This window comes from Vibrio sp. GJ43-1 (assembly GCF_055808835.1).
The window spans coordinates 2,366,879-2,392,317 of record NZ_CM147884.1; the positions used below are offsets into that span (position 1 = coordinate 2,366,879).

The 25,439-nt window shown below is 45.1% G+C and carries 17 protein-coding genes and 5 pseudogenes; 13 read left to right on the top strand and 9 right to left on the bottom strand.

Translation table 11 applies throughout. The annotated features are described in order from the left end of the window. Window positions 1-26: 26 nt before the first annotated feature. The 3 genes from rluB to rnm all read right to left on the bottom strand — a co-directional run bounded on the left by rluB (window position 27) and on the right by rnm (window position 2,674). Complete coding sequence (gene rluB / locus AC0L66_RS11360) at window positions 27-968, bottom strand: 23S rRNA pseudouridine(2605) synthase RluB (RefSeq protein WP_428753530.1); 942 nt, start codon at window positions 966-968, stop codon at window positions 27-29. Between the two features lie 142 nt (window positions 969-1,110). Beyond that, window positions 1,111-1,731 (bottom strand): L-threonylcarbamoyladenylate synthase, encoded by a 621-nt coding sequence (locus AC0L66_RS11365; RefSeq protein WP_265675566.1) that lies wholly within the window; start codon window positions 1,729-1,731, stop codon window positions 1,111-1,113. A 70-nt stretch (window positions 1,732-1,801) separates the two neighbouring features. Next, a complete protein-coding gene (gene rnm, locus AC0L66_RS11370; RefSeq protein ID WP_473567361.1) occupies window positions 1,802-2,674 on the bottom strand; it encodes an RNase RNM in 873 nt (290 codons plus the stop codon). 377 nt (window positions 2,675-3,051) lie between these two features. Between rnm and AC0L66_RS11375 the strand changes: the two are divergent. The 7 genes and pseudogenes from AC0L66_RS11375 to AC0L66_RS11405 all read left to right on the top strand — a co-directional run bounded on the left by AC0L66_RS11375 (window position 3,052) and on the right by AC0L66_RS11405 (window position 11,288). Further along, window positions 3,052-4,616, top strand: a pseudogene (locus AC0L66_RS11375) (anthranilate synthase component 1). A 6-nt stretch (window positions 4,617-4,622) separates the two neighbouring features. Then, window positions 4,623-5,264, top strand: a complete 642-nt coding sequence (locus AC0L66_RS11380) for an aminodeoxychorismate/anthranilate synthase component II (RefSeq protein WP_473567363.1) — start codon at window positions 4,623-4,625, stop codon at window positions 5,262-5,264. 34 nt (window positions 5,265-5,298) lie between these two features. After that, complete coding sequence (gene trpD, locus AC0L66_RS11385) at window positions 5,299-6,297, top strand: anthranilate phosphoribosyltransferase (protein WP_473567365.1); 999 nt, start codon at window positions 5,299-5,301, stop codon at window positions 6,295-6,297. A gap of 16 nt (window positions 6,298-6,313) precedes the next feature. Beyond that, on the top strand, window positions 6,314-7,678 hold the full coding sequence (gene trpCF / locus AC0L66_RS11390; protein ID WP_473567367.1) for a bifunctional indole-3-glycerol-phosphate synthase TrpC/phosphoribosylanthranilate isomerase TrpF: 1,365 nt from the start codon (window positions 6,314-6,316) through the stop codon (window positions 7,676-7,678). Between the two features lie 46 nt (window positions 7,679-7,724). Next, window positions 7,725-8,915 (top strand): tryptophan synthase subunit beta, encoded by a 1,191-nt coding sequence (gene trpB, locus AC0L66_RS11395; protein ID WP_265675572.1) that lies wholly within the window; start codon window positions 7,725-7,727, stop codon window positions 8,913-8,915. Then, a complete protein-coding gene (trpA, locus tag AC0L66_RS11400) occupies window positions 8,915-9,721 on the top strand; it encodes a tryptophan synthase subunit alpha (protein WP_473567370.1) in 807 nt (268 codons plus the stop codon). The genes trpB and trpA overlap by 1 nt, the downstream gene beginning before the upstream one ends. Before the next feature lie 262 nt (window positions 9,722-9,983). After that, window positions 9,984-11,288: a dicarboxylate/amino acid:cation symporter gene (locus tag AC0L66_RS11405; protein ID WP_473567372.1), complete on the top strand. Its 1,305-nt coding sequence runs from the start codon at window positions 9,984-9,986 to the stop codon at window positions 11,286-11,288. Between the two features lie 128 nt (window positions 11,289-11,416). Here the strand turns inward: AC0L66_RS11405 and AC0L66_RS11410 are convergent, their stop codons facing one another. Then, window positions 11,417-12,622, bottom strand: a complete 1,206-nt coding sequence (locus AC0L66_RS11410) for a methyl-accepting chemotaxis protein (RefSeq protein WP_473567374.1) — start codon at window positions 12,620-12,622, stop codon at window positions 11,417-11,419. A 450-nt stretch (window positions 12,623-13,072) separates the two neighbouring features. On the opposite strand from AC0L66_RS11410, the gene AC0L66_RS11415 reads away from it, so the two are divergent. The 5 genes and pseudogenes from AC0L66_RS11415 (at window position 13,073) to AC0L66_RS11435 (ending at window position 16,065) form a co-directional block, all read left to right on the top strand. Next, complete coding sequence (locus AC0L66_RS11415) at window positions 13,073-13,780, top strand: hypothetical protein (protein WP_473567376.1); 708 nt, start codon at window positions 13,073-13,075, stop codon at window positions 13,778-13,780. A 293-nt stretch (window positions 13,781-14,073) separates the two neighbouring features. Then, window positions 14,074-14,647 (top strand): annotated as a pseudogene (locus AC0L66_RS11420) (septation protein A). An 87-nt stretch (window positions 14,648-14,734) separates the two neighbouring features. After that, entirely contained in the window at window positions 14,735-15,136 is a 402-nt protein-coding gene (gene yciA, locus AC0L66_RS11425; RefSeq protein ID WP_265675578.1) for an acyl-CoA thioester hydrolase YciA, read from the top strand. A gap of 187 nt (window positions 15,137-15,323) precedes the next feature. Continuing rightward, a pseudogene (locus AC0L66_RS11430) lies at window positions 15,324-15,620 on the top strand (YciI family protein). A gap of 4 nt (window positions 15,621-15,624) precedes the next feature. Continuing rightward, window positions 15,625-16,065, top strand: coding sequence for a GspS/AspS pilotin family protein (locus AC0L66_RS11435; RefSeq protein WP_265675580.1), 441 nt, complete (start codon window positions 15,625-15,627; stop codon window positions 16,063-16,065). Window positions 16,066-16,211: 146 nt separating this feature from the next. Here AC0L66_RS11435 and metE read toward each other — a convergent pair. Continuing rightward, window positions 16,212-18,492: pseudogene (gene metE, locus AC0L66_RS11440) on the bottom strand (5-methyltetrahydropteroyltriglutamate--homocysteine S-methyltransferase). Window positions 18,493-18,685: 193 nt separating this feature from the next. Here metE and metR point away from each other — a divergent pair. Beyond that, window positions 18,686-19,597 carry an HTH-type transcriptional regulator MetR gene (gene metR / locus AC0L66_RS11445; protein ID WP_265675581.1) on the top strand — a complete coding sequence of 304 codons (912 nt, stop codon included), beginning with the start codon at window positions 18,686-18,688 and terminating at the stop codon, window positions 19,595-19,597. A 189-nt stretch (window positions 19,598-19,786) separates the two neighbouring features. Here the strand turns inward: metR and AC0L66_RS11450 are convergent, their stop codons facing one another. From AC0L66_RS11450 to AC0L66_RS11465, 4 genes and pseudogenes are all read right to left on the bottom strand, one after another. Next, window positions 19,787-21,280: an ArnT family glycosyltransferase gene (locus AC0L66_RS11450; protein ID WP_473567379.1), complete on the bottom strand. Its 1,494-nt coding sequence runs from the start codon at window positions 21,278-21,280 to the stop codon at window positions 19,787-19,789. A gap of 620 nt (window positions 21,281-21,900) precedes the next feature. Then, a complete protein-coding gene (locus AC0L66_RS11455; protein ID WP_473567381.1) occupies window positions 21,901-22,635 on the bottom strand; it encodes a hypothetical protein in 735 nt (244 codons plus the stop codon). Window positions 22,636-23,130: 495 nt separating this feature from the next. Then, a pseudogene (locus AC0L66_RS11460) lies at window positions 23,131-23,702 on the bottom strand (aldolase/citrate lyase/malate synthase family protein). 303 nt (window positions 23,703-24,005) lie between these two features. Then, window positions 24,006-24,890: a radical SAM protein gene (locus tag AC0L66_RS11465; protein WP_265675585.1), complete on the bottom strand. Its 885-nt coding sequence runs from the start codon at window positions 24,888-24,890 to the stop codon at window positions 24,006-24,008. Window positions 24,891-25,439: the final 549 nt, after the last annotated feature.

A 25,439-nucleotide genomic window follows, 5' to 3' on the forward strand; every position in this document is an offset into this window, starting at 1 on the left:
GACGTAAGAAGTGATAGCGTTAGCAATTAGCGACGTCCGGTTTTCGCACGAGAACCCGCTTCACCAGCACTCTTTTTGTTGCGACGTTGTTGGTTGCTGCGACCTTTTGACGGAGTACTAACGCGCTCTTCGTGACGGCGAACCGCACGACGGATTTTTTGACTGCGAGAGCGCTCACGCTGGCGAGAAGTGTTCGCGCTGTTCTGATCAAGAAGCGTTTCTTTTTCAGGTTTTAGCTCTACCAATTCACGTAAGTAGTTCACGTCTTTTAGCGTCAGTTCAGTCCAACCACCACGAGGCAGTTTTTTATCTAGGTAGATATCACCGTAACGAACACGTTTCAAACGGCTTACAGTCGTCTCTTGTGATTCCCACAAGCGACGTACTTCACGGTTTCTACCTTCGTTAATCGCAACGTAGAAGGTGTGGTTCATACCTTCGCCACCCGCATACACAACATCTTCAAAACGTGCCATGCCGTCTTCAAGTTTTACGCCGTGAACTAGGTTACGAATTTTGCTTTCAGTCACATCACCAAACACACGAACGAGGTATTCACGTTCAACTTGGCGACTTGGGTGCATCAAGCGGTTTGCTAGTTCACCATCGGTAGTAAACAACAAAAGACCCGATGTGTTTGCATCAAGACGACCAACTGAAATCCAACGTGAACCGCGGATTTTTGGCAGGCGATCAAATACCGTACGACGACCTTCAGGATCGTGACGTGTACAAAGCTCACCTTCGGGCTTGTAATACGCCAATACTCGACAAACCACTTCTTCTTGTGCTTTAGCCGATACAGTATGCCCGTCAATACGAATGATCGCACTGTCGTCTTCAAGGCGCTCACCCAATTTTGCAACCTGACCGTTGACACTCACTCGTCCTGACTTGATCAATGTTTCAAGTTCACGACGTGAGCCGTGGCCTGCGCGGGCAAGCACTTTTTGTAATTTTTCGCTCATCTACCTACCTATAATGTCGTCTTCACAGACGTCGAAACCAGATATTGCGATCGTCAAAATCGCGGTCGCGTATTATCGCAGAGAAACTGGCTAGAATCACCAAGTTTCTCAGGTTATTTCATCACACCATCTGGTTCGATGTTTATTCGAATGGTGCAGGATCGCCAGCACCGACACGGAGAACTTTTGGTTCATCATCGCTAAAATCAATAACCGTGGTCGGTTGCTCACCCAAGTAACCGCCGTTCAAAATAACATCAACGGCATGCTCGAGTTTGTCACGGATGTCTTCTGGATCCGACTCGGTTATGTCATTACCCGGAAGAATCAATGACGTCGACATCAGTGGCTCGCCCAAGGCTTCAAGCAGATCAAGGGCAATTCTATTATCCGGCACGCGAATACCAATCGTCTTTCGCTTGGGGTTCATTAAGCGACGCGGTACTTCTTTTGTGCCTTTGAAGATAAAAGTAAACGGACCTGGCGTGTTGTTTTTTAGCAAACGAAACGCCGTATTATCGACGCGTGCATAAAGCGAAATTTCCGACAAATCACGGCACAAAAGTGTAAAATTATGTTTGTCATCAAGACGACGAATCTGACAGATCCGCTCAAGTGCTTGTTTGTTTTCAAGCTGGCAACCCAGTGCATACCCTGAATCTGTTGGGTAAATGATCACTCCCCCATTACGAACAATCGCAACGGCTTGACTGATCAAGCGCGCTTGAGGGTTATCTGGGTGTACATAAAAAAATTGGCTCATTGTTATTCCTTCAGCTAAATACTCTCGGCACAACTTTCCTTGTTGTTCCACATCAAGAGCTTAAATAATACTAATTGTCGGCACTCTGACTTTCGAGCCTTGTTGCCGTTTGTAATGATAGACGATCCCATACTGGCTCTACGCCCGATGGCAGCCATAAGTTTCGACCCAGTTCCGTCCAAGGCGATTGATAATGAAAGTCGGAACCTTGAGAAGCTAATAGATTGTATTGTATCGCATAATCTGCAAGGTTGCGTCTTTCTTGCATACTTTGTTGTGGTAACGCCACTTCCATAGCGTCTCCACCCGCTTCTGAAAATGCAGCAAGTAGCCGTTTTAACCACTTGGCCGTAAGCTGATAGCGGCCTGGATGCGCAAGCACAGCCACACCACCTGCAGCGTGAATGGCATCGACAGCTTCACTCATCGTGCACCAGTTAGGCGGCACATACCCGGTATTGTTTCGAGTGAGGTACTTCTTAAATACCTGCTGCATATTCTTGGCGTACCCGTTTTCAACAATCCACTTAGCAAAATGAGAGCGTGTAATTGGTGCACCACCCGCCATCACCTGCACCTCTTCCAGTACACCCGGACGCGTCGCTTTTTCCAACCGCTGTGCCATTAACTCAGCGCGCTCTGCCCGTCTTGCTTTTTGCGCGGCGATAAGCGTTAAAAGCGCCTCGTTATCGAGCGCCACACCTAAGCCAACAATGTGAATGTCTTTATTTTGCCAAACGGTTGAAACTTCAATGCCATTCACCAGCTCAATCGGCCATTCATGCTCCTCAATTAGACGCTTAGCTTCTGGCAATGCATCCAACGTATCGTGATCGGTGATGGCGATAATTTTCACACTAAATTCAATCGCTCGCTCTAAAAGCTCTTCAACAGAGAGACGACCATCTGATGCCGTTGTGTGACTGTGTAGATCTATCTTCATTTTATTTTTAATATCGGTTGACTTTCACACCCCGAACTAGTTAACTAGTACGCAGGTACAGAATTAGAGTAATGCACGTATGGTACAAGAAATTGACCCAATCCAAAAACCCCAAATCGCAGTTAAACGCTCTGCGGGAAATTGGTGGCGCACATGGAATGATTCCAAGTGGGCTTTTTTACGTGCGTAAAAGATAAGTAGATTTAATACTAGCCCACTCAAATGAGTGGGCTTTTTTATTTTTTGGTTTAACTGATTAACTATGCGGCAATTTGGGCAGATTCAACGTTGGGCAAACGTTTTAATTGTGCGAGTATGGAACACATAGTTTTCAGGGTAGATACTGCTAAAGCAGATTGATGAAGAGAGGAGGTTTTGTGAACAAAGCCATTACTATTCAAAAACAAGGTCGTTTAGAGGTACTTTCACTACAAGTCCCTTATTCAAAAGACCCGACAGCACTTTTCACACGCTTTGTGAAAACAAAACCGACAGCCTACTGCTTGAGTCCGCCGAAATTGACTCAAAACAAGATCTACAAAGTTTATTGATCGTCGACTCCGCCGTTCGTATTATTTGTGAAGAACACATTGTCCGTTATGAAGCCTTAACGACAAATGGTGAAAATTTACTGGTCATTTTAGCTGGTAACTTATCCTCTGGTATTCATTACACACTGAGCAAAACAACGCTGACCGTGCATTTTGAGATGCCCGATGACCAACTTGATGAAGACTCCCGACTGCGTGAAGCGTCTTCATTCGATGCATTGAGATTAGTTCAACACAGCTTTGACGTTAGCGGATTAAACAAAAATGCGATTTTCATGGGTGGTTTATTCGCGTACGACCTCGTTGCTCAATTTGAACCTTTAGGTAACGCCAAGCAGTCCAATCGCTGCCCTGACTACGTCTTTTATGTTGCTGAGAGCCTGCTTGTTGTCGATCACCAAAAAGAATCATGCGACCTACAGACCACCCTCTTCAATCATGACGACAACGAACTTGCTCGTATTCGTGCGCGTATTCAAGACATCAGCCAACAATGCAACAACCTTAAAGCACTGCCTACCGCACAAGTTGTCAAAGACAATCAAGAAGTCGCCAGTGTCTCAGATGAAGACTTTTGCCAAACGGTACGAGATCTAAAAGAATACGTCGTACGCGGCGATATTTTCCAAGTCGTGCCTTCGCGACGTTTCACACTTCCTTGCCCCTCACCTCTAGTGGCTTATAAAGAGCTCAAAAGAAGTAACCCAAGTCCTTACATGTTTTACATGCAAGACGAGTTGTTTACGCTTTTTGGTGCTTCACCGGAAAGTGCCTTGAAATATTGTTCGCAAAGCAATCAGATCGAAATCTACCCAATCGCCGGAACACGTCGCCGCGGCAAAAACCCTGATGGCTCGATCAACCAAGATCTCGATAGCCGCATGGAGTTAGAGCTTCGTTGTGATATGAAAGAAAATGCCGAGCATATGATGCTCGTCGATTTGGCAAGAAATGACGTAGCTCGTATTTCCGAACCGGGCACTCGCCACGTTGCAAGCTTGCTACAAACCGACCGTTATAGCCATGTGATGCACTTGGTCTCTCGTGTCGTCGGTCAACTGCGTCTCGATCTTGACGCGCTGCATGGCTATCAAGCCTGCATGAACATGGGCACGCTAACGGGCGCACCAAAAATTCGTGCGATGCAACTCATTCGCCAGGTGGAAGGTCAGACTCGAGGCAGTTATGGCGGCGCTGTCGGCTACATGAATGGCGTCGGTGATATGGATACCTGTATCGTTATTCGTGCAGCCTACGTAGAAGACGGCATCGCACAAGTACAAGCTGGAGCTGGCGTCGTATTTGATTCTGATCCACAAGCAGAAGCCGATGAAACCCGTGGCAAAGCACAAGCCGTGATTTCCGCTATCAAAACCGCGCATCAGGGGTAGACACGTATGAGCGACCAATCTAACACTTCAAATCTGACCAATGTTTGCTCGACAGATAAAGCAAACATCGTCTTTGTCGATAACTTCGATTCGTTCACATACAACCTAGTGGATCAATTTCGCAGTTTAGGCCACAACGTAACCATTTATCGTAACCACATCGCGGCGCAAACCATTGCCGACGCAGTACTAAAGTTAACAGACGCAGTTGTCGTATTATCGCCTGGACCTGGCGCACCATCAGAAGCTGGCTGTATGCCCGCTTTAATTCAGCAACTCAAAGGCAAAGTGCCAATGATCGGCATTTGCCTAGGACATCAGGCGTTGGTAGAGGCTTACGGTGGCACCGTGGCAGGCGCGGGTGAAATCATTCACGGTAAAACCTCAATGATGGCGCATGATAACCACGCTATTTACAGCGGACTGCCCTCTCCTCTCGCCATCGCACGCTATCACTCGCTCGTGGCGACTCACGTGCCTGATAGCCTTGCTATTACCGCAGAAGTGGATGGACTAGTGATGTCGATTGCCAACGAGCAAGACCGCATTTGTGGCTTTCAATTTCACCCAGAATCCATCATGACAACACATGGTGCGGCATTACTGGCCAATGCCATCGATTGGGCAAGAGCGGGTTCACTTCGTTAACTCAAATAACTCATAAATTTAAGGAATCGTAATTATGGAAAATATCATCAACAAACTTTACGACCAGCTCTCGCTTAGTCAGCAAGAGAGCCAAGAGTTGTTTGACACCATTATTAAAGGTGAACTTGACCCTATTCTTATGGCAGCGGCTCTAACGGCGCTTAAAATCAAAGGTGAGACACCTGACGAAATTGCAGGAGCAGCGAAAGCGTTACTTGCTAATGCCAAAGCTTTTCCTCGACCAGACTACGACTTTGCCGACATTGTCGGCACAGGCGGAGACGGCTCGAATACGATTAATATCTCCACGACAGCCGCATTTGTTGCTGCAGCCTGTGGCTTAAAGGTAGCGAAACACGGTAACCGCGGCGTCTCAAGCAAGTCTGGGTCATCTGACTTACTTGACTCGTTTGGCATCAACCTCGCCATGAGCCCAGAAGATACTCGCCAAGCCGTAGACGACTTAGGCGTGGCATTCCTGTTTGCTCCGCAATATCACGGTGGCGTGAAACACGCGATGTCGGTTCGCCAAACCATGAAAACACGAACACTGTTTAATATCTTAGGGCCGCTCATCAACCCTGCCCGTCCCAACATCGAGCTGATGGGCGTTTACGACGCGAAACTGGTTCGCCCCATCGCTGAGACCATGCTACAAATGGGAATGAAACGTGCGGCTGTTGTCCATGGTAGCGGGCTTGACGAAGTGGCCATTCATGGCGATACATTAGTCGCGGAAATAAAAGATGGCGTCATCACCGAATACACATTAACGCCTGAAGATTTTGGCGTGAACCGACACCCTCTCGAAGCAATCAAAGGTGGCGAGCCAGAAGAAAATCGCGCCATCATTACCAATATGCTGACCGGTAAGGGAACAGAGGCTCAGCTAGGCGCGGTTGCCGTTAACGTCGCACTACTCATGAAGCTTTTTGGCTTTGAAGATTTAAAAGCAAACGCACAACAAGCGATCGACGCCATGAATTCTGGTAAGGCTTACGAGCTTGTAAAACAACTCGCAGCGCGCGGTTAAGAAATAGGAACTAGCAATGGAAACGGTACTAGCAAAAATCGTCGACGACAAACGAGTTTGGGTAGAAGCCCGCAAACAGTCACAGCCGCTTGAGAGCTTTAAGGCGCAATTAACGCCCTCTGATCGATCTTTTTATGACGCCCTTTCAACGGGAAAAACCGCGTTCATTCTAGAATGTAAAAAAGCATCGCCATCTAAAGGACTAATCAGAGACGACTTTGATCTAGACTATATCGCCTCGGTTTACAATAACCATGCGAGCGCGATATCAGTGCTAACAGACGAAAAGTATTTCCAAGGCAACTTTGACTTCTTGCCACAAGTTCGTGGTCAAGTTAAGCAGCCAGTCATCTGCAAAGATTTTATGGTGGATACGTACCAAGTCTATCTTGCTCGCCATTATCAAGCCGATGCTATTCTCTTAATGCTATCGGTGCTCAATGATGACGAGTATCGTGAATTAGCCGCGGTTGCCGACTCACTCGACCTAGGTATTCTTACCGAAGTGAGTAATGAACAAGAGCTCGAGCGTGCCATCAAGTTGCAAGCCAAAGTGGTTGGCATTAACAATCGCAACTTACGTGATTTATCGGTTAATTTAGATAGAACCAAAGAGCTCGCTCCCAAGCTACCCGCTGGGACCATCATTATCTCTGAATCAGGCATCTATAATAACCAGCAAGTTCGTGACCTTTCACACTACGCAACAGGCTTTTTAATTGGCAGTTCGTTAATGGCCGAAGACAACCTTGAGTTGGCTGTACGCAAAGTACTACTTGGTGAGAATAAAGTCTGCGGGTTAACCCACGCCGATGATGCAGCAAAAGCGTATCAAGCTGGCGCTGTTAAAGGTGGATTGATTTTTGTTGAAAAGTCACCTCGTTATGTAGATTTTGAAGCGGCTCGAATGGTCATGAGTGGCGCGCCACTAGAATATGTGGGCGTGTTCCAAAATCATGACGTCGACAGCGTAGCTCGTACTGCTAATGATTTGAGTCTATCTGCAGTTCAGTTGCATGGTGATGAAGACCAAGCTTACATTGATGCGCTAAAACCTCAATTGCAAGCTGGCATTGCTATTTGGAAAGCGCATGGCGTCAAAGATGTACTGCCTGATCTAACCGCAATCCATGCCGACCGACATTTGCTTGATGCACAAGTCGGTGAGCAAACAGGTGGAACGGGTCAACGCTTTGATTGGCAACTCCTTAACAATACTAACGACATTATGCTTGCCGGAGGTTTGTCTCCAGACAACATCAAGCAAGCAAGTAAATTGGGCTGTATCGGACTGGATCTAAACTCTGGTGTGGAATCTGCACCGGGTAAAAAAGACATCGATAAACTGAACAAAGCCTTCGCACTATTAAGAGATTACTAATACTTGCTCACCAGCGAGTCACCAGAATTAAAGAGAGGAAACAACCATGGCGAAATTGGATGCCTATTTTGGCGAATATGGTGGGCAGTTCGTACCACAAATTCTTGTACCTGCGCTTGATCAACTTGAACAAGCTTTCATTGATGCACAGGAGGACGATGAATTTCAGGCGGAATTCATGGGACTGCTGCAAGAATACGCTGGACGCCCAACCGCATTAACGCTTACGCGCAACTTAACGAAAGGGACAAAAACAAAATTGTACCTAAAACGTGAAGATCTGTTACACGGTGGCGCGCATAAAACCAACCAAGTGCTTGGTCAAGCGTTACTCGCAAAGCGCATGGGGAAAAAAGAAATCATCGCAGAAACCGGTGCAGGTCAACATGGCGTCGCCACCGCTCTAGCCTGTGCCTTGCTCGGTCTTAAGTGCCGCGTTTATATGGGGGCTAAAGACGTTGAGCGTCAAAACCCGAACGTTTTCCGTATGCGTTTAATGGGCGCGGAAGTGATTCCTGTGCACTCCGGCTCCGCCACACTAAAAGACGCCTGTAACGAAGCTCTACGTGATTGGTCTGCCAGCTACGAAGACGCGCATTACCTACTCGGAACGGCAGCGGGGCCGCACCCATTCCCAACCATAGTGCGTGAATTTCAACGCATGATTGGTGAAGAAACCAAACATCAAATTTTAGCACGTGAAGGCCGCTTGCCAGACGCCGTCATCGCCTGTGTTGGTGGTGGCTCAAATGCTATTGGTATGTTTGCTGACTTCATCGAAGAAGAGTCAGTTCGTCTGATCGGTGTTGAGCCTGCAGGGCTTGGTATTGATACCGACCAACATGGTGCACCACTTAAGCACGGCACGACTGGCATATTCTTTGGCATGAAAGCGCCATTAATGCAGGACCCTCATGGTCAGATTGAAGAGTCTTATTCGGTATCTGCGGGACTTGATTTCCCATCTGTTGGTCCGCAACACGCTCACCTAAACGCCATTGGTCGTGCTGAGTATGGCGCAATTACCGATGATGAAGCACTAGAGGCCTTCCAAATTCTTGCTCGTCAGGAAGGTATCATTCCGGCTCTAGAGTCGTCTCACGCACTCGCATACGCGTTGAAAATGGCGCACGATGAACCAGAAAAAGAACAATTGTTAGTGGTAAACCTCTCAGGTCGTGGAGACAAAGATATCTTTACGGTACATGACATTTTGAAAGAAAAAGGAGCGCTATAATGGACCGTTATCAAGACATGTTTCGTCGCCTAGCAGAAAAAAAACAAGGCGCTTTTGTCCCATTCGTGACCATTGGTGATCCCAATCCTGAGCTGTCTTTACAGATCATGGAAACCCTTGTCGATGCAGGTGCCGATGCACTTGAACTAGGTATGCCATTTTCCGATCCTCAAGCCGATGGTCCAACCATTCAAGGGGCGAACATCCGCGCGCTTAAGGCGAAAACCACGCCACCTATCTGCTTTGATTTGATTGCGAAAATCCGCAGCAAGTACCCGGAACTGCCTATTGGTCTGCTTATGTACGCCAACTTAGTGTACTCAAAAGGTGTTGATGCGTTTTACCAACAGTGCGCTGCCGTTGGCGTAGACTCCGTACTCATTGCCGATGTACCAACTAATGAAAGTAAAGAGTTTGTTGCAGCAGCGCATAAACATGGTGTACACCCTATCTTTATTGCACCTCCAACAGCGACAGAAGACACGATCAAGCAAGTCGCTGAGCTCGGTGGAGGTTACACCTACTTACTGTCTCGCGCTGGCGTGACAGGTACTGAAACCAAAGCCAATATGCCAATGACCACGCAATTAGACAAATTGATCAAACATGACGCTCCACCGTCATTACTAGGCTTTGGTATCTCTGAACCGCAGCAAGTTAAAGATGCGCTTGCCGCAGGCGCAGCGGGTGCCATTTCAGGTTCGGCGGTAGTCAAAACTATCGAGCGTAACCTCGAGAGCCCAACAAAAATGCTTACTGAACTCAGTGAATTTGTTGCATCAATGAAAGCAGCTACTCAACACTAAGTTAATTGTTATCAGTTCATAAAGGTTGCACTTGCGTGCAACCTTTTTTTACATTCCAACTTATCAACCCATTCAAGCTTTGTATCTTTTCTCACGCTCCCATGACAAGAGCTCAACGCAAACGTTTGCGATCGATGGTAAATTCGCCACTTGGTACTCACTTTGTGCATTATTCTGCATTATTCGTTTTCTAACAGTTGCTAAGAGTGCTAATAAAGTGTAAAAAATCACTCGAAATAATAGTCTGACATTTTCCGTTCTAATGGAAGACTATACTGGGATATTAAAATTTTACAGCACAGAGGTTAAGGAAGTGTTAAAAGACAAGTCAATGATAAAAAATATCGGTGTCCAAGTCGTTATCGCGATGATTCTCGGCACCGTAATAGGGGCAATGATGGGTCAGTCAGCGGCGATGTTTGCACCGCTCGGTACCATTTTCATCAATTTAATTAAAATGCTCGTTATTCCACTGGTTGCAGTAGCACTTATTTCTGGTGCGGCTGGACTAGGTAACAGTAGTAACGCAGGCAAAGTTGGCGCTACTACGCTGGCGTTTTTTGGCCTGACTTCAGCACTTGCTGTTGCACTGGCTCTATTCATGGGTGAAATTTTCGAACCAGGCGTCAACATCGACACCGCTGGTATCGAAGGCATGTTCTCTACTGAATACGCTTCAAAAGGTGATCTACCTTCTTTCTGGGCGACCCTAACCGGTATGATCCCGACCAACGTTTTCCAATCACTGAATGAAGCAAACATCCTGCAAATTCTCGTTTTCTGCTTATTCTTTGGTATTGGTTTATCAAAGCTTGAAGTATCAAAGCGCGACCCTCTTCTTAACGGCGTAAATTCAATTGTTGATGTCATGGTTTGGATGATCAACAAAGTCATGATCATTGCTCCAATTGGCGTATTTGGTCTAATGGCTGAAGCTGTGGGTACATTTGGTTTTGGCGCCCTAATGGTTGTGTTCAAACTGTTCGTGGTTTACACCGCAGCGATTTTGATATTTGGTTTTGTGGTTTACCCATTACTTATCCAAGTGTTCACCAAAACGTCAGCTAAAACATTCCTTAGCGTAATGAAGAAGCCACAAGCGGTTGCCCTATCGACAGCCTCTTCTATGGCAACACTTCCTGTCACAATGGAAGCATGTGAGAAAGAGCTAGGTGTACGTAACTCAACAGCCTCTTTTGTTCTGCCGCTAGGTGCAACGATTAACATGTCTGGTAATGCGATTTACTACGGCTTGGTTGCTATTTTCTTTGCTCAGCTGTTCAACATTGATTTATCAATGGGCGCGTACGTCGCAATCATCGTGACATCAACACTTGGTGCCGTAGGGCAAGCGGGTGTTCCAGGTCCTTCGTTCCTAGTGGTTGCCGTATTGCTTGCAGCAGGCATTCCAATTGAAGGGCTACCACTTCTGTTCGCTCTTGACCGTATCTTCGATATGATCCGTACTGCGCTTAACATCACTGGCGACGCCGCTTGTGCTGTTATCGTTGATGCGCTTGTTGAAGAAGAAGCGAATGCGACAGAACTAAAGCAACAAGAAGCGTAAACATCTAAAACAAACGTACTGCTTTATTAAACCAAAAAGTAGTCATGATAGAACCCAAAGCTCGGTCGAAATTCGATCGGCTTTTTAATGCCTACCCTATCCAATTTCGCACTAGAGCAGTCTCACATTCATACCCGCGCAATCATATTGTCCATGTTTGTCGATAAGGTAAGTAAGGTATTTTTGTAGTCCACGCTTTGCTCAATATTGTTCACGCAATCCTTCAGTTTAGTTTTAGATAAACTTAGGCGCTGAGCATTATTATTCGTTAACTCAGAGAGCTGTTCGGATTGGGCTTTGACTGCGCGGCCAAAATGAACAAGTTGACCAATATCATCGGAAATCTCAACAAACTTCACTTCCGACTCACTGCAACGCGACATCAGTGCCGTAATCTTGTGATTACTCTGCTCAATTCTCGATTTAAGAGCGTCAGAGACGTGCATCAACTCTTGATTGATGTCTTTAATGTCTAACACCGAGCAACGCGAGGTTTCCGACAATTCACGAACCTGCTCTGCAACCACGGAAAAGCCACGCCCCAATTCACCTGCCCTCGCCGCCTCTATTGCTGCATTCAATGCTAGCAGATTGGTTTGATCTGAAATCTTCTCTATTAATGCGACGGATCGACTCGCCTTTTCAACCGCTATCATCATCTGCTGACTAGCATTAGATACGACCTTAGAATCAGCAGTAAGACCTTGTACACCGTTAGCGATGCTCGAAATATTCTTGCGCACCACTTGAAGACTACTCGAAAGCGACTCAATTGAGACAAGCGCCGTTGAGGCGCTGTGAGTATTACACTCAGCTGCCTGAGCCATTTTCCTAATTTCTGCCGCGGTTTGATCCACATACTCACTTTGATTTTTAACATTCCTCAAGGTGTCAGCAGATAAACCATCGAGGTTGTAAGACAGTTTTCTAAGTTCACTGACCGCCTCAGACATGTCTTTTAACAACGTGACTAATTTATCCAATGTTGCATCCGTCGCTTCACCTATTTGACCAAACTCATCAGAACCCGAAAAACCAATTCGAGCCTCTATGTCGCCGCCGTTAACCGCATTCATTACGATTTTCACATGTTGCAATAATGGTAAGATGCTGTTTTTTATCAGCCATGACAACGCAAAATTCATCAACATAGACAACAACAACACGGTAACTAACATCTGATCGTTATACGTCAACGCCTCCGTTGTCATTACGATATATAGTGCAGCGATGCCTATCACTAAACAGGCAACCACACTCGGTATCATAAGCTTCCAATTCATACTCACATTCATTAGTACTCTGTCGACAATCCCTATCTTGACCACATCCATTTACGCTCTCCTATAAAAGACACCACTACATTGTAGATATCCAAAGGCCAAATTGTACACAATAATATAAAATATCGTACACACCATTAAGTTTAACGCCAGATCGAACGCCATTCTTTTCGCCCTCATGTTGCGGGTAATATCAGCCTTTCAATAGAGATACGGTTGCGCTTATTGCGTGGCATAAGTCGCAGATTACAATGAAACGCAAAAAAATCGCTCATCCAACCTTTACAATAAGTTCATTAAACAACAATTAATCAAAGACTTACGATCAACTCTAGATTTTCATTATCTGCCCAATTCGTATAACCAGCTCGTCTTCTACTATGGTTAACAAACCACTGTTATCGAACTACAGCTTTACAGCACCTTGAAATGCGTCATTAAGGTTCAAAGGTATTTCATCGGTCGATAACAGAATGTTTAGGAAAGGAACTCGAGGACACTATGGGAAAAATCATTTTTTACATGCCCACGCCCACAACGGATGCTAGAGCATGGCTAGAATACGGTGACTATCAAGACGAACATGGCACTTACGCCACCAGCCTAACAAGACGAAAAAACCATCGATGGATTCAACATTTATGGACAGAAAAACAAAAAGAAGCGATTCAAGTGTGGTATCAACCTGGAGTGAAAGTGCCCGATCTGGTGAATATCGCCAATGACGACCAAATTTATATTCGGGGTCATGGTTTCCCCGGTACAGAAAGTATTTCTATGGCAAAAAGTTGGGGAACAAAAGTTGGCCATCGGTTTGTCGTGGATCGTCTAAAGGAGAATGGACTACCTAAAACCTTTACAGGTAAAATTAAGTGCTATAACTGTAACAGTGCATCATGGTTTGATGGTAATCGGAGTTTTGCACAAGCATTGGCTGACTATATGTATGGCTGGGGCTATGACAAGTGCACGTACTATGGTTATCGCGGCAAATTGGACTCCTATTACAAAGAAGGACTTGCCGGGCTTCACAAATACGTTCGAGCCAATGGCGGCGATACTGATGGCGTTTGCCGGGCCAGTGATGCACGAGTGCAAATCAAACCACAAGACTTACACCCGCCGCAATACGCTTCCATTTCGGGACTTAAAAACCTATCGCGCAATAATCAAACCTATCGTGCACTAATCAAAACAATCGCGCACTAATCAAAACAATCACGCACTAATCAAAACAATCACGCACTAATCAAAACAATCAAAGGTGATGGCGCATTGCCTTTGATTACCATTCGTTCTAGTTAATTTCTCTTCATTTGGCGTGATACTGGTTCGCTAGGTATAAGCGGCCCCTCTCTTTATTTTAACGACGTGCCATTTACTTTATCGTGGTAAAGGGCTAATGGCGGAACGTTATTGTTTCTAATTGTCTCAAATGGTTTTGTATTCTTTAAGTTTTGGTTACACTGTCGTCAATTATTACTGCAAGGTTTGCAAGAAACATGAAGCAACTTATTGATTTTATTCCCCTGATTATTTTCTTTGTGCTGTATAAAATGCAGGACATCTATGTCGCAACAGGCGCACTCATTGCTGCGACAGCAGTACAAATTGTCTTAACCTACTTCCTTTATAAAAAAGTAGAAAAGATGCAGGTCATCACCTTCCTAATGGTCGCGGTATTTGGTGGCATGACTATCTTCTTACACGATGACAATTTCATTAAGTGGAAAGTCACCATCGTGTACACTATTTTTGCAATTGGTCTAGCAGTCAGCCATGCCATTGGCCGTAGCGCTATTAAAGGCATGCTTGGCAAAGAAATTACCTTACCTGATCACGTCTGGGCGAAAGTGACTTGGGCTTGGGTAGCGTTCTTCTCGTTTTGTGCAGGCCTAAACGTATATGTCGCTTATGAGTTTCCACTCGATGTATGGGTGAACTTTAAAGTCTTTGGTCTATTAGCTGCCACGCTCGGCTTTACGGTTGTAAACCTGTGTCTACATCTACAAATACATGCCAAAAGACGAAGACGGTAAACCAACCAAAAATGAGAATGAAGATCACATGTCTTGATTCGCTGTGCGGATTTTGTATACTCCGCACCATATCTGAATTGCAGCGACCTTAGGGTCGCTGTTTTGCTTTTGGAAGCTTATCATCATGACAAATACAATTACGACCACTCCTAAAGGTCAGTTAATCATCCGAACGCTGGCAATGCCGGAAAACACCAACGCTAACGGTGACATCTTTGGCGGCTGGATCATGTCTCAACTCGACTTAGCTGGCGGTATTCTTGCAAAAGAAATCTCTCACGGTCGAATCGCCACGGTGTCCGTATCAGGCATCACATTTAAACATCCAGTAAAAGTAGGTGATGTGGTTTGCTGCTATGGCGAGTGCACAAAAATCGGCAACACCTCAATGTCTATTAACCTTGAGGTTTGGGTTAAACCAGTGACGGTAGAAGGTGTTGGCGAGCGTTATCAAGTCTGCGAAGGAACATTTCATTACGTCGCCATTGACGGAAATGGGAGACCACGTCCAATTAATCCAAATTAAGCATCAGTGGACGATGACTTTTACGCTAAAAAGTGACATCGTATAGCCATAGGTATCGTGCGCGTTATTTTTCTCTGTACGTTAGCAAAAGCCAAGTTACGTTTCCGTCGTCAAAGAGCGGAACGACCCATCGCTAACGATATAACCGCACCATTTGTCACGACTTAATGATTTGAAGGAACCAAATATGTGGTATGTCATTTTTCTCAAGACGTAGAGAACTCACTTGAGAAACGTATGAGTGTTCGTCCTCAACACCTCGCTAGGCTGCAACAACTTCAAGATGAAGGACGCCTGTTAACTGCGGGGCCAATGCTGTACTATTGACAGCGATAACCCAGGCGATGCAGGTTTTACTGGTTCCACCGTCATCGCAGAGTTTAACTCTTTAGCAGATGCACAAGCGTGGGCCGACAGTGACCCGTATATCGATGCTGGCGTGTACCAAAACGTCATCGTAAAACCTTTTAAAAAAGTATTCTAATATCATGAAATCTCTTTTAAAAAGTCGCGTCATCTGGTTATCACTTGCTGCCCTTACCTCACTTGCTGGCTGTTCAAGCAAAGGTGACGATGAGCAACGTCAGTTAGAAATGCTCGCGCAAAGCCGAGCCAGTATTTTATCTTCTGGTTTACCGATCGAGCATGGTCCTCTTTCCATCATGAAAGCTTCCGCGAATAAAGGCATGGTTGAGATTATGATGCTCTATAACACGGATGCTCGTGGTGCTAAGCCTATTGATGAAGTCTTGCATAACAGCATGAACTTTTACTGTACCGACAGGGAAGTGAAAGCCAATCTCGACTTAGGGCTGACTTATCGCATTATGATGCGGAATACTCGCGGACAAATGATGGTCGACCAAGTCGTGACTAAGCAATATTGTAACCAACCGTCCAAGTCTGCTGCTCAACCCGCAACAAAATAAGACGGTTGGCGAAATGCTTAACGAGCTAATGACTAATAGCTAATAGCTAATAAGCTTGCTTAATGGCGTGTTTGAAATACCAATAAAAACGGCTTGCAGATGCAAGCCGTTTTTAATTTTACGATATAAGCATGACCGAAACCTCGCTATACCAGTGTCGTACGTAAACGCTTCGCGGCTTCCACTAGATGCTTCAACGACGTTTCCGTCTCTTGCCAGTTACGCGTTTTCAGCCCGCAATCTGGGTTTACCCATAAACGTTCGACCGGAATACGTGTCGCCGCTTTTTCAATTAACTGCTCAATCCATTCCACGTCAGGCACGTTAGGTGAATGAATATCATAGACACCTGGACCAATTTCATTGGGGTAATTAAAGGCTTCAAACGCATTTAGCAGTTCCATATTGGAACGAGACGTTTCAATAGTAATTACGTCAGCATCCAAAGCGGCGACCGAATCAATGATTTCGTTGAATTCGCTGTAGCACATGTGTGTGTGTATTTGAGTTTCAGGCTTCGCACTGGCCGCTGAAACTTTAAAAGCATTTACCGCCCAGTCTAAGTACTCTGCATGATCTCTGGTTTTTAACGGTAACCCCTCGCGAATAGCGGGTTCATCAATCTGAATGATATTGATGCCCGCGGCTTGAAGATCGGACACTTCATCTTGCAAAGCAAACGCCAACTGATTGGTAATGGTTTCTCTCGTCACATCTTCACGCGGGAACGTCCAGCATAAGATGGAGACCGATCCGGTTAACATCCCTTTCATCGGTTTTTCCGTTAACGACTGCGCATAGCAAGTCCAATCCACCGTCATTGGGGCTTCACGCTCGATATCAGCAACGACAATGGCTCAGCTTTACACAACGTGAGCCATAGCTCTGTACCCAACCAAATTGCGTGGTTTGAAAACCAGACAAATTTTCTGCAAAATATTCCACCATATCGTTACGTTCAGCTTCACCATGAACCAGCACGTCCAAGCCTATCTCCTCTTGACGCTTCACGGTGTCTTGGATGAACCCTTGAATCGCCGTTTTATATTGTGCTGACGTAATGTCACCTCGCTTAAACGCGGCCCGAGTTTGCCTAACTTCACTGGTTTGTGGGAATGAGCCAATCGTGGTCGTTGGCAGCAATGGCAGTTGAAGTACTTCTTTTTGGTGATGAGCACGCTCTGCGTACACCGCACTACGTTTGGCATCGTTCGCGTTCAACCCAGCGAGTCTCTGCTGAACACTTGCCTTATTGACCCAAGTAGAGAGCTCACGGTCAATAATTGGCTGACTGTACTGAGCACAATATTCAACCGCTTTTTCATCGCCTTCAAGCGCCCTAGAGAGCCAACTGACCTCCGCCACTTTTTGTTTAGCAAAAGCAAACCAGTTTTTCGTTTCTTCCGATAATTTAGTCTCAAGGTCTAAATCTACCGGGCTGTGTAACAAAGAACACGACGTTGCTATCCAGAGTCGCTCACCCAGTTGCTGTTTCGCATCACGTAAACCATTCAGCTTACTATGAAGATTCGCTCGCCAAACATTGCGACCATTGATCACACCGGCAGATAGCACCCATTGGCTTGGCAATGCTTTCACGACGTCATTAAGTTGCTCAGGCGCGGCCGCTAAATCAATATGTAGGCCATCAACATCCAACTTGGTAATGGTTGGTAGTACATCAACAATAGAATCAAAATACGTAGTGAGTAGCACCTTTACATCGCTTCTAATGACTTGATAGGCCAGTTTAAAACTATCTAACCACTTGGGCTCAAGCTCAAGCGCCAATATAGGTTCATCAATCTGTACCCATTCCACACCCAACTTTTCAAATTTGGTGAAAATAGCTTGGTAAGCGGTAAGCAGTCTTGGCAGCAGCGCTAATCGGTCAAAGCCCTCTTCTACTTCTTTACCAAGGTACAAATAACTCAACGGCCCAAGCAATACTGGCTTAACATTATGACCTTGCTGCTTCGCTTCACTAATCTCATCAAATAACTGAGTCCAGCTCAATTCAAACTTATCATCGGCAGTGAATTCCGGCACGATGTAATGATAGTTAGTGTTAAACCATTTGGTCATGTCTGATGCGGCTTCACCTGAGCACCCACAACTGGCTTGCGACTGGCCTCTACCAACGCGAAATAGCGTATCAAGATCAGGGAAGCCCCGTTGATGGCGCTTAGGGACATGACCCAACAACAAGCTTGTTCCTAATACATGGTCATACCAAGCGAAATCACCCACCGTAGCAAACGACAGCTCGTTATTTTTCTGAAGTGACCAGTTCTTTTTACGAATCCCAGCCGCCACTTGTTGCAGTTCTTTCACGTCAGTCGCACCTTTCCAATATTGTTCAAGTGCAAATTTCAGCTCGCGTTTTTCACCAACTCGTGGGTAACCCAAAATATGTGTGGTTGTCATGATGGTAGTCCTTATTAAGCAGTCCAGATGTCTAAACTATCCCGCACCACCCAATATGAAACAACTCCAATTAATTCACCTTGATTATGAATTATTTTCAACACCATTAGGAATGAGTTATAGCCGTCTAGACGTTTACTTATAGAAGAAATCGCGTTAAGTTAGTCCACAGGGATAAAGATTAGGGACAGTCATGATAGAGCTTAAGCATCTAAAAACATTAGCAACATTGCGGGATACAGGGTCGCTTACTGCGACAGCAACCTCACTACACCTGACTCAGTCCGCACTCTCCCATCAACTTAAAGATCTAGAAACAAGGATCAGTGCCCCGCTGTTTATTCGAAAAACTCGCCCGGTGAAATTTACTTCAGAGGGCGAGATTTTGTTAAAGCTCGCCAATGAAATATTACCGAGATTCGCGCAAGCAGAAGGCGAATTAGCGGGATTAAGAGAAGATATACATGGTCGTCTACACATGGCGATTGACTGCCACTCTTGCTTTCAATGGCTCATGCCAGCACTCAAAGAATATCAGCTTGCTTGGCCACACGTGGAGTTAGATTTTTCGTCTGGTTTTGGCTTTGAGCCTCTACCTGCATTAGTCGCAGGCGAACTCGACCTTGTTATTACCTCCGATATCCAACCACGATCAGAAGTGCACTACGAAGCCTTATTCGATTTTGAAATGCGCTTGGTGACATCAATTTCACACCCTCTAGCCGAGAAAGATCGCATTGAACCCAATGACATTGCCGACCAAACGTTGCTCACTTACCCAGTGCAGAAGCAGCGTCTCGACATTGTGAAGCACTTCCTTACCCCTGCAGGGGTAGAACCACAACGATGGAAACAAGCAGACAATACCTTAATGCTGATTCAAATGGTCTCTGCAGGCCTTGGGGTGGCAGCGCTACCAAATTGGGCGGTGAGCGAATTCTCAAGACAAGGGTTAATTACCAGTAAACCACTTGGCGAAGGACTCTGGCGAAGGTTGTATGCGGCGGTTAGACACAGCGAAAAAGACAAGCATTACCTGCAAGCGTTTTTTTCCACCGCTAGACAGCAATGCCAGCAACACTTAGAAGGGATCCGCGTCGCGTAAACACACACCTAAACAGACGGCTTCCTCCTTTAAAGCTTCATCCTTAAAAACTGCACGAAGACACGCGCTCAATACCGTTAGCAAGGAACTGAAGAATCCATAGATACAAAAATGGCTCGTTATTTAAACGAGCCATTTTTACTTTCCGTATCTATTCTCTGTCAGTATTCATGCCGCTATTGCATCGATTTACTGCGGCTTTACCACACCAATACAGATCGGCTCTTCTGGCTCTTGTGGTGAGTCTTGAAATATCACTTCTTTTTGAACATCAACGGCAAACTGAGGCCATTCATTAGTGAATCGAGAAAACGACCCATCATGACAACCTTGTCCGGCATAACCGAGTAGCAGCACACCTTGCTCACGAATTTTATCTGCAGTGATGTGGCGGTTATAAACGTTGGGTAACGTGTCGTTATTCCATTGATTACTCATTTTTGGATGTGGCGCGATATAAAACGTCAGCCATTCAGAAAGCTCACTGCCGCCCACTAACGTAAGCTCTGAGTCGCTATTTTCATCCCAATACTGCTTTGCTTGATTGCTCAGTGTCTTAATACCAATAAAGTCTTGGCCAGCATTCTTCACGTTAAAGATCATCACCGACGCATAACCGGTAATAATCACTAGCGCCATAACAGACAGGACTTTAAAAGCCCCGCGCAGTTGACCGTGAATTTGCGTTGATAAATAAGCCACTAACACAGCAGGTGCAGGCATGAAGAATGGGTGTAACCATTCCACCAAACGTCCACCTTTATGGAAGGTGAACCAACCCATGATGACAATTAACGGCGCAAGTAATACAAATGTGTTTAACCACACTTTCTCCGGAATGGAAGATCGCAAGCGAAACGCGTTCTTCCCCAACAGGCCAGCTAGCAGAATAAATGGATAAAACACAGAAAGCAGTGCCAACCAACTACCAGGGCTTAACTGGGCCGACACCTGCCCGCTGACCCATTTAAGTGAAGAGAAGTTATTAGCAAATAACCAGAAGAAGTTTGGCAGTACTAGAGCAATAAACGCCGCAATACCTGCATAAAACATCGGTTGCTTCCACGCCTTACGTACACTTGGTACTGCTAGGCTCACAATAAATACCATCGCGACTGGCGCGAAAGTGGTGTATTTCGCCATTGCAGAGCAACCAGCCAAAATACCAAAAGGAAGCCACCACTTTGGATTCTCGTATACCGCTTTGGTAAACATCAACAATAACCATGACCAAGAGCCAAACAACAAGTAATTGTCGTTATATGGGATTGCCTCAAAGTTAATGACACCAGAAAGATTCAGCGTTAATAGCCCCAACCATGCTAGAGCGACGGAATCGGTTAGTTTGTACGCCAATCGGTAACAACCTAGCATACCTAAAGCAATCACACTGAAATGACCGACATACCAAAACGCAGAGGCAAACTCGGTTGAAGGAGACACGAGAAGAACACGAGCAAAAAACCCAACGAACCACGGGTTGTTTGGGCTCCCCCACTCACCGTTGCTAGCCCAGTTTAAGGCTTCAACCGCATCATAAGGTACGGCAGGATCGAGTTGATAAGAAACTAAAGCCCATGCAACCGCATACACGAAGCACCAGATACCCGCCATTCGGTGTGAACGCTCTACCTCCGAGGCGCTTACCCCTTCTCGATCAAAACTTAAGATTGTTGTTAGCATTGGCTGAACTGACTCCCGGATATCTTTCGTATCGCTGTTATGTTTTTGGCTGTGAACTTTACGCAAAATAAACTCGAGACTAAACGGCAGTACGTCAATTCTCTGTAAATATCAATGCGATATATAAGCCTTTAAAATATAGACGTAAATATTATAAAAAACACAAATAAAAGGCAGGTCTTTACGTGTATGGGTTTGTCATAGAGGGGGCATGTATGGGATGTTGTGGCAGGCTGTCATCAGCGGTTAAGTTCTTGTTCAATCGATCATTTACACTCAATGTACCAATTCTGCTCCTTTAAGCACACTCGGGTTGATGATGATCATCTAACCCACACGGCAAAACCATGGTCGTGTCACCATTAGGAGAGGGTAAATATTGAGGCTAAAAAACACGACACTAGCAGCATAATTGAGACCAAAAAGACCGTATTGGATCTAACTTTTCAGCCCACGTTTGATCCTCACGGGCCTGCAAATATAATTGAATACTATCAAACAATTGAAACGCTCTCGGGCCACCTAAGTGCTCATGCTCTTCGAAAAAGCAATCTTCAAAGCGCGACAGTTCATTAAGTGTCGTGATTGCCCGTCCCATCACCCATGTGATAGCTTCAACTTCAATCACTGCACTGTTCAATACAACCTAGTCGAATCGCACCAATATCCACATCATTCACCCGCGAGTTTGATAGAGTTGCGACTCTGTCTGTTTCTCTGCGTTGTTGCTCCACCTCACGTAGCAATTGGTTTCTTCGTTTTTTTGTCGGCCTTGGATTTAACCGTGTAATTCGTAAACCGTATTCAAACTGCTCCTTACCAAGAATATCGAGCAACCCTAACAACAACGATTCATCTAGCCCTTCAGATTTAACATAGTAAGCCGCCGCTGACTCGACACTTAGAAACCGAGTGCCTTGAAACTCAAAAAAGAAGGTGTCATCCAATGACTCAACGGCGTTACCATCCACTGTCAATGCCCAGCCTTGGAAATCAATTCTTTCACGAGCTATTTCATACATTTTCCACGCGCTGGCTCGAAAACCTTCAAAAATCGCCCCTTCTAATTGCGACTGCTCTAGCTCTTCTTTAGTCCAAATTACACCGATACCAAGGTGTTTCGCATATTTATTAAGAAGACGGTCTTTAATATGTAGACGAAGTGGCCAAATCGTCATATCGGAACGTTTGTCTACAAAAGATACGCATTCGGTACACACTGGCAGCTCAAGGCCATTTAGCTGAGCATGACCACCAGACTGAGGACACCGCAACGTCCCATTGCTAGGTTCGCCACAAAACCAACACTGATATCGTGATTCAAAAGGTATATCAATGGTTACATAATCGGTCACGATATGGGTTCCTGAAACTGTGAAAATGACGGACGAAACACGGCGTTTTTTAATAAGTGCGAGAATACAGGAAGATGGCCGGACATGTCGATGTGATTAGGAGATTTAACAATGCGTAAACTTCAGGGGACCCAGCTGATACTTAGTTTGAAACCTGAACAAAAATCAACCTCCTTCCGCATCTGGATACGAATGAGCAAAAACAATAAAAATGAATTAAAGATCAAACTGTTAATAGCCATCCTTAGATAAATAAAACATTTCAACCGAGACACTAAGATTACTTTTTATACATCAACCTTCACATTTAATGGTTTCACAACAAAAGTCCAACATGCAACTGATTAATCAACGTCTTTGCTTTGTTATTGCTCTTCAACACTAATCCTCTGGCAAAAGCGTTGGTAATAAACAAAGAAAACAAACCAAAGAAAGGAGCCAGAAAAAGATTCTTTGGCTCCTTATGAAACAACATAGCAATAGATTGAATAAATATTAGAAGGAGAACGCAAACCCTAAGCTGTAATCTTCACCGTTTTTCGCGGTGTATTCTTTGTCTTCATTGCTGGCTTTCGGGCGACACTTTTCATCCCCTTTAACCAAACTTACCCAATGACGAAGTCCTGTGCCATTATGCCCTTCCGCTTGTCCAAACGTGGTACAAGTTTCAAGTTGAACATCATCAATAGCAACTAATTCAAGGCGCCCAGTTCCTGTACGGCGACCCATCGTCACTTCAACATGAGTACCGCTTTCGTCTCGAAGTAAAATGGAATCTGGTGAGCATTTATCACCTAAGCATAAGCAACAAAGCGTCTAGCGTGCTTTAGACCACTGTGCTGACCATTTTTAAAGTAAGCCTGTACATGGCGGTAGTCGATTTCATAACTGACTACATCTTCATGAGATCCATTTTCCAGTGGAAACAACGTATCAAGAAGCTGTTTCGCTTTTATTTGTTTTTGTGTCTGCTCGTTGGATTTGACCATTTCCACGGCAAACACGGCTTCAGCGATAAAATTATGTGGGTTGTTTTGTTCTGTTTTATCGAATGTCTGCATATTCATAGTCTATTCCTTCAAAGCTAATGGATAACACCTTAAGCAAGTACCCTCAACGCTTGTCTCTCGTCTACGTTATTGCTTGTTAAACAGCATAGCGCTTTTTAAGTAACAATTTCACAACGAAATTTTCACACTGTCAATTTTACAAAAAACAGATTGTAAAATTAACGAAATAACAATCAGAAAGAAAACACATCAACTTAAAAGATCAATGACTTAACAGGAAATACAGGGCAATTAACGCAACACAGCCCTTAAAAAAGGGCGGTGTAAAAACCGACATAACAGTAAGTAAAACTCTCTCACCTACAAACCTCGCTGCCATTCCTGACGCAGTGGAATCTGATCGGGGTGATTAATGGCTAACTCAACTTTTTGCAACAAAGCTTGCTTATCCCGCCCCAGAATACCTTTCAACACCAAGTAATTGGACGCGTGATCAGAGCGAAAAATCGTCTTTTCTAAGGTTAGATTTGTGAGTAATAGCTGAATTTCACTAAACAGCTCGGGTTGGGTCAATTGGCGAAACTCACCATCAAAACCTGCAGCAACACGCTTGTCCCCTAATGGAAATGAGACCACCAAGGTTGACAGATAGTCTGGTTGAGCAGCATTCATCAATTTGGCGGAGTTCAACGCATGCTGCTTACTTAAATTAGCACCGCCAAGACCATTCAAAATCATCACCGAACTTTTCATTCCCGCCGCTTTGATTTTGTTAAGCGCGGCTAATGATGAATCAAAAGTCTCTCCTTTTTGTACTTTTTGTAAGACTTCATCATCACCACTTTCACAACCGATATACATTAAGCTCAATCCTAACGCCCGCAATTCAGTTAATTGCTCTACCGTCTTATTCGTTAAGTTGCGCGGCAAACAATAACTGGAAATGCGTTGCACCTGAGGCAGGGTTTGATTGATAAGTTGACAGATTGCTTGCAAACGATGGAACGGTAATGTCATGGCATCACCATCAGCTAGGAAGACCCGATGCACTCGAGCGCCAGATTGAGCGATCGCTTGTAACTCTTGCTCAATTTCTTCTAGCTTTTTAGGTCGGAATTTCTTCTGTGGCTGAGTGTACATATCACAAAACGTACATCGATTATGACTGCAGCCATTCGTCACTTGCAGTATTAGCGATTTCCACTCGGAAGGCGGTCGAAATACAGGTTCAATATAGTTGAGCATAAAGTCGGTCTCTTTGAGTCACTGCGTTGAATGACATCTATCGTACTTTTTATTGCTAGAATAACAAACCCAACCGCATTGAAACATCCAAACCACTCTGTTAAAAATAACAGACAAAGAAAAACCCCGAGACCTTGCGGTCATCGGGGTCATAACGTTTACTCGCAGCAGTCCAGCTACTTAATGGTGCTCCCTGCATCAGTCCATGATAGTAGTGCTAAACTCCGTTAGCTTATTCCATTCATCGCCATCCTAGCGGTGTCCAACTTTGGTTGTCCTAACCGACTAACAGTCCTCGTTAGCCTGCCTCACTCAATCCTTAAGTGGTGTCCTTTGCATCATTTCAATGCGATCCCATCACTTCATCCAGAAGTTTTCCACTGCCTTCCTTAGAGCGCTACTCATCCTTGTAAAACAGCTTCCTTTCAATATCCTTTACGAATTCCGTTCTTGGCTTTTTTCCTTTTAAAGCCATCTCTTCATCCTGAAGAGGCTCAATCCTTAAGCAATTCCTGTTCCACCATGGTCGTCATCCTGTCGACAAGAGAT